General features: G+C 59.3%; 11 protein-coding genes. 1 reads left to right on the top strand and 10 read right to left on the bottom strand.

What is annotated here, in order from left to right; translation table 11 throughout:
• Window positions 1-184: 184 nt before the first annotated feature.
• Window positions 185-538 (top strand): DDE-type integrase/transposase/recombinase, encoded by a 354-nt coding sequence (locus H7U37_RS07795; protein WP_204874909.1) that lies wholly within the window; start codon window positions 185-187, stop codon window positions 536-538.
• A gap of 110 nt (window positions 539-648) precedes the next feature.
• On the opposite strand, the gene H7U37_RS07790 is transcribed toward H7U37_RS07795, so the two are convergent.
• The 10 genes from H7U37_RS07790 to rimI form a co-directional block, all read right to left on the bottom strand.
• Entirely contained in the window at window positions 649-2,883 is a 2,235-nt protein-coding gene (locus tag H7U37_RS07790) for a hypothetical protein (RefSeq protein ID WP_204874908.1), read from the bottom strand.
• A 195-nt stretch (window positions 2,884-3,078) separates the two neighbouring features.
• Window positions 3,079-3,657 (bottom strand): cytidylate kinase-like family protein, encoded by a 579-nt coding sequence (locus H7U37_RS07785; protein ID WP_204874906.1) that lies wholly within the window; start codon window positions 3,655-3,657, stop codon window positions 3,079-3,081.
• Window positions 3,654-5,060: an MATE family efflux transporter gene (locus H7U37_RS07780; protein WP_204874904.1), complete on the bottom strand. Its 1,407-nt coding sequence runs from the start codon at window positions 5,058-5,060 to the stop codon at window positions 3,654-3,656. Before H7U37_RS07780 ends, H7U37_RS07785 begins: the two co-directional genes overlap by 4 nt.
• A gap of 369 nt (window positions 5,061-5,429) precedes the next feature.
• The gene (locus H7U37_RS07775; RefSeq protein ID WP_204874902.1) at window positions 5,430-5,861 is read right to left on the bottom strand and encodes a hypothetical protein; all 432 of its coding nucleotides are present in this window, start codon (window positions 5,859-5,861) and stop codon (window positions 5,430-5,432) included.
• A gap of 52 nt (window positions 5,862-5,913) precedes the next feature.
• Window positions 5,914-6,156, bottom strand: coding sequence for a hypothetical protein (locus tag H7U37_RS07770; protein ID WP_420875799.1), 243 nt, complete (start codon window positions 6,154-6,156; stop codon window positions 5,914-5,916).
• Between the two features lie 1,057 nt (window positions 6,157-7,213).
• Entirely contained in the window at window positions 7,214-8,005 is a 792-nt protein-coding gene (gene proC, locus H7U37_RS07765; protein WP_204874900.1) for a pyrroline-5-carboxylate reductase, read from the bottom strand.
• Between the two features lie 31 nt (window positions 8,006-8,036).
• On the bottom strand, window positions 8,037-9,047 hold the full coding sequence (tsaD, locus tag H7U37_RS07760) for a tRNA (adenosine(37)-N6)-threonylcarbamoyltransferase complex transferase subunit TsaD (protein ID WP_204874898.1): 1,011 nt from the start codon (window positions 9,045-9,047) through the stop codon (window positions 8,037-8,039).
• Entirely contained in the window at window positions 9,028-11,067 is a 2,040-nt protein-coding gene (locus H7U37_RS07755; RefSeq protein WP_204874897.1) for a glycoside hydrolase family 31 protein, read from the bottom strand. Before H7U37_RS07755 ends, tsaD begins: the two co-directional genes overlap by 20 nt.
• On the bottom strand, window positions 11,064-11,639 hold the full coding sequence (locus H7U37_RS07750) for a GNAT family protein (RefSeq protein ID WP_204874896.1): 576 nt from the start codon (window positions 11,637-11,639) through the stop codon (window positions 11,064-11,066). Before H7U37_RS07750 ends, H7U37_RS07755 begins: the two co-directional genes overlap by 4 nt.
• Window positions 11,636-12,085: a ribosomal protein S18-alanine N-acetyltransferase gene (gene rimI / locus H7U37_RS07745; protein ID WP_204874895.1), complete on the bottom strand. Its 450-nt coding sequence runs from the start codon at window positions 12,083-12,085 to the stop codon at window positions 11,636-11,638. The genes H7U37_RS07750 and rimI overlap by 4 nt, the downstream gene beginning before the upstream one ends.
• Window positions 12,086-12,087: the final 2 nt, after the last annotated feature.

The following is a 12,087-nucleotide window of genomic DNA, read 5'->3' as shown; positions in this document are numbered from 1 at the left end:
CCATACCTCATCACTGATATCGTGGCGTTGTTGTTCGTTACTCATAGGAACACCTCTTTCTGGGCTGTTGTCCCTATTATACTACATTACTCGTGTAAACACTATTTAAAACCGTGCTGCGGATCATGAAGAAATATGATCTGCTGTCTGAAATCCGCCGACGCAGGAAATAGCAGCCAGATGGGTGACGGACATCTCCTACATCCACATCAAACAGGGCGTACTGTACCTGTCCATGATCCGGGATCTCTACGACAACAGCATCGTGGCTTACAAGTCCGGAACGGAGCAAACGGTGCACCTGGCTCTGGACACCATTCATCTGGCTATGAGGCGGGAGAAACAGAGGGTCGCTGCGGAGTTGCAGCTCCACAGCGGCCAAGGGTTCCAGTACACCTCGCAAGCATACTTTAACCTGACAAAATCTTATGGCATTACGCCGTCTATGTTAAGACGCGGAAACAGTTATTTTTATAACCACGAGCGCATCCAGTTAAAAACTGGAGAGGCGCCGCTTGCGCGACGCCTCTCCGCCTAAATCTCAATAGTCCCTACCAGGGGTCTTTTTGTGCTGCTCACACAAACTGGGGCAGTTCAGAAAGCGGGCCCCCCCAATGGAGCTTCGCTTCCCTTTTTCCTATGAAAATCTTATTGCCCACTGCCGCTGTTGAACAGAGGAGAGAGCGTATCGCCGTAAGTTTCAAAGATCTCCAGCAGCACGCTGTCCCAGTGGCGGGCGTCTTGCTCGCTGGTGCCGAATACATAGTCCTCCTGGCCGTAGTCGATGACATCAAAACCGGGCATGGCCTTGCTGGCTCCGGCGGTGCGGTAAGCGGCCGCGTCGGCCAGAGAGAAGGAGATCTCCCCGTTCTCATAGCTGACCCAGCCGGTCAAATCGGTGCCGGTAGGCTCGTCGGCGGTCCCGTTGGCGGTCTGGGGCTCAGGGGCAGCCTTGGTGATCGCAGCAGCGCCGTCCACATACTCGCCGTACATCTGATCCACATACAGGCTGAAGGAGTCGCCCAGCACCTCGGAGGGCACATGGCCGCCGTCCCACTGCCATTCAATCGTTGCGTCGATACCGGAATTCAACATGGAGATCTGAAGGTTCAGGGAATTGAACATGGAGATGTCACCCTCCGCCGCACCGCAGAGGATTTTCACCCAAGTGGGATTCTCTGTGCCGTCCGCGCCGATATAGTTCAGGGGATTGTAGAGCTCCACCAGGTTGTTGCCGTATTCGTCACCGGCCTGGATGCTCTCGATATCGGCCCGGTAGGCCTCCACCATCTCCTCGTAGGTGGCGTAGTTGCTGGAATCCACACTGCTGCCGGAAGCCTGAGTGGTGCCCGCGTCGGGGGTACCCACGATCATCTCGTTGCTGCCAGTGTTGCCCCGGTCCGTCCGGCCGCCTTCCAGATCAGAGGGCAGCTCGCCGTCCGGCAGGTCGCCCATGGCATTGCCGCCGGGGCCGCCGCCGGCCATGTCACCGTGGCCTCCGCCCATCATGCCGCCGCCCATGCCGCCGTTGGAGCCCTTGGCGTAGCGGCCCTCCAGGAAGGCTTCCGCCTTGTCTTGGGTGGTCATAGCAGCCACCTCCTCGTCGCTGAGGGCGTTGCCGTCCGCGTCAAACCAGGTCCAGCCCTCGGCGTAGTCCAGGCTGTCCACATACCACTGAAGGTTCTCCATGAACTCGGCCAGGTACAGATCCAAGTAGGTACCGTAATAGCCGTTGGTCTCAGGATATGCTTCGGGATCGTACTCAATGGTCAGGGCGATGGTATCCTCCATATCTCCGTCTCCATTGAGGTCAAAGCCCACGTCGGCCTCGTTTACCGAGAGGTTCTGTTCATTGATATACTCCATATAGGTGGCAGACAAATACTCCGCCAGCTGGGCCTGGAATTCCGTGGAGAAGTCGTAGTCGGCGTCCAGGTAGTACTCAAAGGCCAGGGTCATATCCGCTTCCGCCAGGGAGGTGATGGCGCTGTAGGCGATGCAGCCCCAGGCCCCGTCGGAGATCTCGTAGTCCACCCCGTCGATGGTAACGGCGGTGGAGTAACCGCCGTCGGCGGTGTAGTACACGCCCACAGCGCCGGCCTCGATCTGGTAGTCGTAGAAATCGGCGTTGTTGGTGGTGGCGGCGAACATCACCGCACGGGCACCGCCGCCGGAGCCGCCGGTGGAGATGAGGTAGTCCCCGCAGCCGGGCAGGTTGCCCAGCAGGATGTTGTACTGGATGAAGCGGGCGGCGGCCTTCTGGTCGGCCAGGCAGGAGGGGGCGTCGCCGGTGTAGTAGGTGTTTCCATCCTCGTCGGTGGCGGTGTCCTGCTTGCCCCGGTTGCCGCAGGACACATTGATGTACCCGTCGGCAGCGTAGGTGGTGGAGGCCAGGGAATTGTTCTGGGAACCGTAGCCAGCCGCGCCGGTGTTCAGAATGATGGGAGCGGTAGCGGCGGTATAGGTCTGGCCGTTGGTACTGGTAATCTCCGCCTCATAGTCGATGACCAGGGAGCCGCTGACGGCTTCTTCCCCGGACTCCGCACCGGTCACATCGGCAGAGCCGTCCCCGTCTGTGTCAATGCCGGTGACATAGGCGCCGGGAACGCAGACGGAAACGCCCTGCTGATCGGGCAGCTCCGGATAGGCCACCGCCGACACGATGGACATAACCCAGGCGTCGGCGCTGGCGCTGTAGGTCCAGGTCAGATCGGCGTTGTTGGCCAGATTCAGCGTCTCCTCGATATAGGCTTTCTCCTCGGCATCGGCCACAGCGGAAGTGGTTTTTTCGCCCTCCGTTCCCGACGCTTCCTGACCGCAGGCGCATAACCCTGCCGCCAGAGACAGAGAGAGCAGCAATGCGGTGACTTTTTTCAAATCCATAAAAGTTCCTCCTGTTTTGATGGTGGAGCTATCATACCACACAGAAAATTAACTGGACTTTAATATTCTGAAAATAGAACAGATCTCACCCATAATAGCATCCAGCGCTCAGAGGAAGGACTGGTAAGAAAGCAACCCTGCCCACAAAGATAAACGGGCGGGAGTTGAGACAACTTCCACCCGTTTGTCTAATGATTAGAAAAGCCCACAGATAATCTCCACGCACCGGTCGATTCCAAAGACCCCGCTGTTTAGGGTGATGTGGTAGTTCTGTGCGTGGCCCCACTTCATATCGGTGTAAAAGCGATGGTAGGCGGCGCGGCGCTTGTCCTTATCCCGGATCCGCTGCTCGGGAGACTGCTCCCGCTCGCCATATACGTTGACAATCCGCTCCGCCCGGAAGGCCATATCCGCATGGATAAAAACGTTCAGGCAATCCGCCTTCTCCCGCAGGATGTAGTCGGCGCACCGGCCCACGATCACACAGGGGCCTTTCCCGGCAAGCTCCGTAATCACCTTGTACTGCAAATCCCACAGGATGTCCTCATTGGTCGGCCCCTGAGCGCGATTGGAAAAGGCAAGGGACAGAAAACCATGGGGCGTATATTCTCCCGCCTCTTTGATATAGCTTTCCGCAAATCCGCTTTCCTTTGCCAGCTTCTGGATCAGCTCCGCGTCGTAGCACGAGATGCCCAGCTGTTCCGCGACCTTTTTTCCGATGGTGCGGCCGCCGCTGCCGAACTCCCGGCTGATGGTAATGACACGATTCTTCATGCAATCGCAACTCCTTCTGCATTGAGTTTTTGGTAGGTATTCCGGATGATGAACACAGAGATCAAAAAGGTGAGGACATCGGACACGGGCATGGAATACAGAACGCCGTCCAGCCCGAAAAACACCGGCAGCAGCAGCGCAAACCCCACGCCGAACACCACCTCGCGGAACAGGGAGAGCATAGTGGAAGCCAGCGCCCTGCCCACCGCCTGCAAAAAGATGAAGCAGGCCTTGTTCACGCAGGCCAGGATCATCATACAGAGGTAGGTCCGAAAGGCCCGGATGGCAAACTCGGTGTAATAGCTGCTCTCGTTGGCCGCGCCGAAGATGTTGATAAACTGCTGTGGGAATCCCTCCGCAAAGATCAGAGCCACCGCACCCACAGCCGCTTCAGCGATCAGCAGCCGGGTAAACAGGTCTCTCACCCGCCGGGCCTTCCCCGCGCCCATGTTGTAGCCCACGATGGGGATGCACCCCGCCGCCATACCCACGACAATGGAGATGACAATCTGGAAGAATTTCATAACAATGCCCACCACCGCCATGGGGATCTGGGCGTATTCCTCCAGGCCGAACACCGGGTCCAGGGCGCCGTATTTGCGCAGCATATTGTTGATGTCCGCCATAGCCGCCACCAGGCTGATCTGGGAGAGGAAGCTGGTGATCCCCAGGACCAGCATCCGCCCGCAGATCTTCTTGTTCAGGGAGAAGTCACCCTGTCCGGGCCGGATGATCCGCATGTGAAGCAGATACCATACCGACAAAGCGGCGGTGGCGATCTGGCCGATGACGGTGGCCACTGCCGCGCCCATCATGCCCCACTTGCAGCCGAAGATAAAGAGCGGGTCCAGAATGATGTTGATGACCGCACCCGTAAGGGTGGAGGCCATGGCGAATTTCGGGTTGCCGTCCGCCCGGATGATGGGGTTCATGGCCTGGCCGAACATATAGAAGGGAATACCCAGGGAGATATAGAAGAAATACTCCTGAGCGTAGCGGAAGGTCTCCTCATTGACTGTTCCGCCGAACATGGCGATGATGGCGTCGGCAAAGATGAGATAGATGGCGGTCAGCACAAGACTGCTGGCCACGGCCAGAATGACCGCGTTGCCCACACTGTGCTTTGCCTTGTCCGCCTCGCTCCGGCCCAGGCTGATGCTGACGAAGGCGCAGCAGCCGTCCCCCACCAGAACGGCGATGGACAGAGCCACCACAGTCAACGGAAAAACCACCGTATTGGCGGCGTTGCCGTAGGAGCCGAGATAGCTGGCGTTGGCAATGAAGATCTGGTCCACAATGTTGTAAAGGGTGCCCACCAGCAGAGAAATGATGCAGGGAATGGCGTACTTTCGCATCAGGGTTCCGATCTTCTCGCTTCCCAGAAACTGATTTGTTGCATCCATTTTGGATCACCTTTTTTTCCAAAAAATAAAATGCGCAGGTCCAAATCCGGACTTACGCATTTCTGCCACACGATTTTGAATATAACATTGTTTCATGGCCTCAGCTTTTTATGCGCCAAAAAAATAAAATGCGCAGGCCCAAATCCGGACTTACGCATTTCTGCCACACGATTTTACTCTTTGCATATATCTTGCTTGATTATTATATAAGATATCAGCCAAAATTTCAAATACTTTTTTATATACGCAGCGATTGTTTGGAGACGACGGTCAGGGGAACACGCCTTGATCAAAGCTGCACAGAAAGCCATTCCAGACTGATCGGAACACAAAACCTGCCGGTTTCAGAGCCGAGTCCGGCAGGCTTTCTCAGCGAAGATGGGGGTGTCTTTTTGCCTCAAAGGCAAAAATGGCTCGTTTTGAGGCCGAGATATCATCCTTTGCCTCCCGGATCTTCTGCTGCATACTCAGGTATTCTAAAAGGCGTTCCTTCACGGAGGCATCCTCCGTCTTCAAAAAACCATCAAGAAAAGCCGACGGCATCACAAACCGTTTGCTGCCGGAGTCAAAGCTGACGGTAATAGATGTGGCATTTTGCTCCGTAATGATCCCTGCTCCAAACAACTTATGTTCTACTGATATGCCAATGATATCCGCGGTGCACATACGATCCTGTTTTGAACGGATAGCCTCGATGGTTTGCTGGCTTTCGCTGATACGCTGCTGACATTCTTGAATTTTCTTTTCCAGCAGTAATTCTGACCTAAGCTGTGACTTGGGTCGAGCACTTTTTGTTGCCATATTTCCCTCCCAAAATCAGTCTGTCGAAAACCATCTCACAGGCTTTTGCCACTCAGTTCAGGTAATTTCCAACAGGAGAATTGTTATATTGCTTGATGACTTTGATGATCATAGAGCCGTCAGGCTGAACGGTCTGCTCCGTAATCTTGTATTGGGTATGATTGCGTTCCAGTGTCTTTTTGTACTGCTCCACCTCCTGCTCCACTTGTTTCACCGCCCAGTCGTGTTCCGCATCTTCCTTCAGCATGAAGTGCAGTGTTTGACAGACACAGGCCGCTTTGATTCGCTTCATCATGTGTACCCTCCCTTGGAATGACAATAAGCCTATACATATTGTCATTATTATACAATAAGTATATCTAAAAATTGTGCATTTTTCAAAGGCGGTTTTACACAATCTTTCAAAAAACACATTTGGTAATTTTGCGCACAAATCGTTCTGCCCTTAAACTTTAATGATGTTGCGCTCAGTACACATCAAAAAAGAATGGCGGGATGGGATTTCTCTGCTCAGCATCAGGCTGCCCAGACTACGGCTGCCGCACCTGGATGGTCCCACATGGGCGGTCCTGATAATGTGGACAGCAGCGTTGCTTCTGCTGTGGTGGGGCTTGGATACCGTTTGGAGCAGTCTCAGTCTGTTGCTTCCGTGATGGACAGCATAACCATGCGCCCACACAGACAGGAAAACGCTCCGTAAGAAGCAGCAAAAGAAAATCGCCCAAGGCCATGCCGAGGACGATCACGAAGAAGAACAGACTTGGCTGCAGACCATATAACGGTCTGCCTCAGTCTGTCGAAGAAGTGGAAGGCGGTGGAGGAAAGGTCAACGTGCCTGCATGGAAGCGGGCGACCACAAGGGTCGCCCCTACGAGGGGGAGCGTCGGGGTAAGATGGACGGTGCTTCCGACGCACAGGGGGGCCTCCTGCGGGGAAAGGGGAACGATGAACAGGGTTTCTTCCTCGCGGCATAGCCGCTGCGGCACCTGGGGGAAGTGCAGAAGGGGGGATACCCCCCTTCTGCCCCTTTTGGTCCAGGCCCTTTTCGGGACCTCCTTTCTTTCGAGAAAGAAAGGAGGCAAAGAAAGCTTTCATTTTGCGCCGCCCGCGCAGGACCGCTCCCTGCGGAGAATGAAAAAACGACATTGCGGAAATTTGCGTCTTTCCCGCAGGATACTTGCATTTTAAGCGGAGACAACAGACTTTTTCGACAAGCTGAGGCGGACAGATTCCGCTGTCCGCCTGTGTACCAGACAATTTACAAGGTTCAGAAAATCTACCTATGGGAACGATCAGACTGGTGCGGGCCTTTTTTGTTTGAACGGACCGCCGGGACCGGCGGTCCCTCTCTTTTATTTGCCCAGGCTGGCGTTTTTCTCCCAGGCCGCCTCCACGGCGTTGATGGCCGCCGCCCGGAAGCCGCCCCGCTCCAGCGCCGCCACCCCCGCGATGGTGGAGCCGCCCGGCGAACACACCGCGTCCTTCAGTGCGCCGGGGTGTTTCCCCGTCTCCAGCACCATGGCCGCCGAGCCCAACAGCATCTGGGCCGCATAGGTCTGGGCCTCCTCCCGGGGCAGGCCGGCCAGTACGCCGCCGTCGGCCAGCGCCTCGATGAACTGATAAGCAAAGGCGGGACCACAGCCGGAAATGGCGGAAAAGGCGTCCATATGCCCCTCCTCCACCCGGCGCACCAGCCCCGCGCCGGACAGAATCCGTTCCGCCGCCGCCAGATGCTCCTCTTCAGCGCCGGGACCGGCGCATACCGCCACCATGCCCTTTCCGATGGCGCAGGGCGTGTTGGGCATGATGCGCACCACCGGACACCTGCCCTGAGCCGCCGCCGACAGGTCCGCCGTGGCCACACCGGCCGCCATGGACACCAGCACCTTGCCCTCCAGCGCCGGGACCAGCTGGGCAATCACGCCCCGGACCAGATGGGGTTTTACCCCCATAAAAATATAATCCGCCATTTGGGCCGCCGTCAGGGCGTCGGGCGCCACCTGGCAGCCCACTTCCCGGGCCAGTGCCTCCGCCTTCTCCCGGCTCCAGTCGCAGGCCACCACCGAAGCCGCCCCCACCGACCGGCAGGCAGCACGCAGCAGCGCGCCGCCCATATTGCCCGTTCCGATAAATGCTACCTTCATACGCTTTTCCTCCACTCGTTCCTGTGTCTCCTTATCCGATGCCGATGTCACGGGTGGCGTAGGCGTTCAGATCCGCCGCCCCCCGGTTCCCAGCCAGGTATTCATAGTAGCCCTGACAGCCGATCATGGCCCCGTTGTCCCCGCACAGGGACAGGGCGGGCAGATAAAGCTTGTCGCCGCTCTTCTGACAGGCCCGCTCCAAATCGCCCCGCAGCCGGGAATTGGCCGCCACGCCGCCCGCCACCGCAACCTTGCCATATCCCATCTGCCGGGCGGCTTCCATGGTCCGCGGTACCAGCGTGTCGCTCACCGCCGCGCCAAAGGAGGCCGCCAGCCCGGGCAGGTCCAGGACCTCCCCCTTCTGTTGGGCGTTGTGGGCCAGATTCAGCACCGCCGTTTTCAGCCCGGAAAAGGACATGTCCAGCGGCGCGTCGTGGACGTGGGCCCGGGGCAGCTCGTAGCGCTTGTCGTCTCCTCCCTGGGCCAGCCGGTCCATGGGCCCGCCTCCGGGATAGCCGATGCCCAGCACCCGGGCCACCTTGTCAAAGCACTCCCCCGCCGCGTCATCCCGGGTGGACCCCAGGATGGACATGTCAGTGTAATCCCGCACATCCACGATCATGGTATTGCCCCCCGACACGCACAGACACACAAAAGGCGGCTCCAGGTCGGGGTGGGTGATATAGTTGGCGGCGATGTGGCCCCGGACATGATGCACCGGAATGAGGGGCTTTTTCAGGGCATACGCCACGGACTTGGCAAAGCTCACCCCCACCAGCACCGCGCCGATGAGGCCGGGGGCGTAGGTCACCGCCACGGCGTCGATCTCCCCCTTGGAGACGCCGGCCTCCTCCAGCGCCCGGTCGGTCAGGGCGGCAATGGCCTCCACATGCTTGCGGGAGGCAATTTCAGGCACCACGCCGCCGTAGGTGGCGTGCATGTCCGCCTGGGAGGCGATGGCGTCGGACAATACCGTCCGGCCGTCTCTTACCACCGCCACCGCCGTCTCGTCGCAGGATGATTCAATCGCCAGGATATTCATGGAAAACCTCCCCGGATGTACCGGCGTGCAGCCATTTGAAATGCTCCGGGGCTTCGTAATCCACCCCTACGCCGTCATCCCAGTAAAATTCATAGGCGGCCCCTTCTCCAAAGGCCAGCAGGGTCAGCCGGTCGGCGGTCACCGCTTCCACACAGCCGCCCCCGTCCGACAGCGGCACAAGATGCCCCTCCCGCAGGAAGAACACCACCTCGTCCAGCGCCACCGGAATGTAATGATGACCCTTGTCCAAAACTTCCTCTTCCCAGGTCTCCGCCGTCCGGAACCGCACCAGCTTCATCCGCTCGGGCAGATATACGTACCGCCCGCCGGCGTTCTGGGTGTACACTGGGGCGATCATGATACTCTCACCGATGAAGAGCTGATCCTCCACCTCTCGGGCCATGGGGTCCTCCGGGAAGAGGAAGGCCAGCGGACGGGCGTACAGCTCATCCCGCAGCGCCGCCTTCATAAACTCGCTGTACAGGTAGGGCAAGAGCCGGTAGCGCAGCTTTACCATCTCCCCAAAGGCTTTGCGGCTCTCCGGATAGCGGTACAGCTCCTGACGGCGGGTGCCCATGGCCGAGTGGTTGCGCATCAGCGGCAGGAATACCCCCAGCGCCATCCACCGCAGCATCAGGTCCTCGGTGGTGTCCCCGCCGAAGCCGCACAGATCCGCTCCGGTATAGAGGAAGCCGCACAGATTGAGTCCGGGCATCATCTTCAGGTTGAGCAGCAGATGGGACCACCAGGAGTAGTTGTCTCCCGTCCAAATGCCGCCATACCGGTGGGAGCCGATATAGGAGGACCGGGAAAAAAGCAGCAGCCGCTTGTCCGGCGCATAGCGGACAAAGGCCTCCCCGGCCGCGCGGGTCATGCTGCCGCCGTAGAGGTTGTGGACCTTGTCGTGGCGCAGGCGTCCGGCGGGGGTGTTGTGCCAAAAGCTCCGGTAGTCCTCCAGCCGGTTGGAAAGCTGCTTCACCGGCTCCTGAAGAGAGGCCAGCGCCTCCCGCGCCGGCTTGCCCGCGGCCACGGCGTCCCGGCGTTCTCCCTCCAGCGCATCCAGACGGGCACGGCTGTAAAAAATCGCCGGTTCGTTCATGTCGTTCCAAAAGCCCTCGATCCCCCGGTCCAGCAGCACCCGGTACCAATCGCCGAACCACGCCCGGGCCGCCGGATTGAGCACGTCGGGAAAATGGACCCAGCCGGGCCACACCGCGCCGGTAAAGGGCGTGCCGTCCTCGTTTTCACAGAAATAGCCCTTTTGCACCCCTTCCTCATAGACCGGGTAGCCCTCCTCCACCTTGACGCCGGCGTCAATGATGGGCACCAGGCGGACGCCTTGCTCCTTCAGCTCCGCCGCCAGCGCCCCCAGATCCGGGAAGGTCTCGCCATTGACGGTGAAATCCTTGTAGGACTCCATATAGTCGATATCCAGATAAATCATGTCCAGCGGAATGCCGGCCTTCCGGTACTCCTCCGCCACCGCCTTGACCTCGCCGGCGGAAAAATAGCTCCAGCGGCTCTGGCCGTAGCCAAAGGCCCAGCGGGGCGGAATGTAGCTGCGGCCGATGAGCTGCCGGAACATCTTGGCCACTTCCAGCGGTCCGCCGCCCTCGATGAGATAGAGGGCCGTCCCATCGCCTTCGGTCTCAATGGTCAGCCGGTCCCGCCTGGTATACCCCACGTCAAAGGTCACCCGGCCCGGGTCCTCCACAAAGAGCCCCACGGTGCGGTCCGGACTGGTAATCATCAGAAAATTGTGGGCCCCGTACAGGGAGCGGGCGGTCTCCAGATGGTAGGGGTCATCGCTGCACCAACTCACGTAGCGCCAGCCCCGCTTATTCATGCCCCGTACCTGCTCCCCCAGCCCAAACACCTGCTCCTCCTCGGCCAGCAGACAGGAAAAGCGCCGTCCTTCCTCCTCAACGGTCAGCCAGGACGGCAGATCCATACCAATCTCGTATGCGCCCACCACCGCTTCGGTGTCATAGGGCACGCCATAGCTGTATTTTCGTATCATCGTGTTCCCTCCGTTTGCGGAATATGGATGAAGCGCCGGAACATCTCCGGCGGCAGTTGGGACTGATAGAGCGCCCGGTGCCCCGCCATGGCCCGCTCCGGCCGGGGACTGCCGTTCCACAGGCCCAGCATGGCATAGGTCACGCCGAAAATGCGGGCCTCATAGCCCAGGGAGACAAAGCCGCAGCGCCGGTAAAATTCCAGACGCCGCCGCTGGCTCTCCTCCTCCGGCCCGCCCGGCACGGGTGCTTCCACTTCGGCCACCAGGACGGGAAAGGCCTGGTACCGCTCTTGCAGCGCCGCCAGAATCGCCTTTCCTCTTCCACAGCCCCGTTTGCCCTGGCAGACCAGCAGATAGTCCAGCAGTACGCAGTCCTTCCCCCGCCACAGCAGGGCCAGGCCGATCAGCATGCCGCCCTGAAAGGTCCCCAGCGCGTCATAATCTCCCCGGCGGCACATCCGCAGCAGGTTGGCCAGGGGACGCCGCTCACTGCGGGGAAAAGCGGGGATCATCTCCCAGCGGTACAGCGCCCGCAGCATCCGCCGGGAGAGGGGACGCAGCTCCGCCTTCACGGCCGTTCAAAGGTACGGGTCAGCAGCAGCGCGTCCTCCCGCGGGTCGGTATAATAGTCCTTCCGGCGTCCCACCTGGGCAAAGCCGTGCTTTTCATAGAGCGCGATGGCCGCGGCGTTGGACGGCCGGACCTCCAGCGTCAAAAAAGCCAGATGGGCCTGGCCAAAGCGCTCAAAGGCAGACAGCAGCCCGTCTGCCACGCCCATCCGCCGGTAAGGCGGCGCTACCGCCACATTGTCGATATACCCCTCGTCCAAAACCACGTGGAGACCGGCATAGCCCAGGACCGTGCCGTCCTCCCCCACTGCCACGATAAAAGACGCGGCGTCGTCATAGAGGGCCTCGGCCAGCATGGCCTGGCTCCACGGGTGGGAAAAGCAGGCCCGCTCGATGGCGGCCACTGCCTCCAGATGGCTTCGGTCCATGGGCTGCAATTGAACTTCCATTC

It is taken from the genome of Pseudoflavonifractor phocaeensis, from assembly GCF_016901735.1.
Taxonomy (GTDB): Bacteria; Bacillota; Clostridia; order Oscillospirales; family Oscillospiraceae; genus Pseudoflavonifractor_A.
This window is presented reverse-complemented; position numbering and strand designations above follow the sequence as displayed.

Excerpts from the sequence above, each read along its gene's own strand:
- H7U37_RS07770 (WP_420875799.1), bottom strand. The coding sequence starts at position 6,156 with ATGATGAAGCGAATCAAAGCGGCCTGTGTCTGTCAAACACTGCACTTC.
- H7U37_RS07755 (WP_204874897.1), bottom strand. The coding sequence starts at position 11,067 with ATGATACGAAAATACAGCTATGGCGTGCCCTATGACACCGAAGCGGTG.
- H7U37_RS07790 (WP_204874908.1), bottom strand. The coding sequence starts at position 2,883 with ATGGATTTGAAAAAAGTCACCGCATTGCTGCTCTCTCTGTCTCTGGCG.
- rimI (WP_204874895.1), bottom strand. The coding sequence starts at position 12,085 with ATGGAAGTTCAATTGCAGCCCATGGACCGAAGCCATCTGGAGGCAGTG.
- proC (WP_204874900.1), bottom strand. The coding sequence starts at position 8,005 with ATGAAGGTAGCATTTATCGGAACGGGCAATATGGGCGGCGCGCTGCTG.
- H7U37_RS07780 (WP_204874904.1), bottom strand. The coding sequence starts at position 5,060 with ATGGATGCAACAAATCAGTTTCTGGGAAGCGAGAAGATCGGAACCCTG.
- H7U37_RS07785 (WP_204874906.1), bottom strand. The coding sequence starts at position 3,657 with ATGAAGAATCGTGTCATTACCATCAGCCGGGAGTTCGGCAGCGGCGGC.
- H7U37_RS07775 (WP_204874902.1), bottom strand. The coding sequence starts at position 5,861 with ATGGCAACAAAAAGTGCTCGACCCAAGTCACAGCTTAGGTCAGAATTA.
- tsaD (WP_204874898.1), bottom strand. The coding sequence starts at position 9,047 with ATGAATATCCTGGCGATTGAATCATCCTGCGACGAGACGGCGGTGGCG.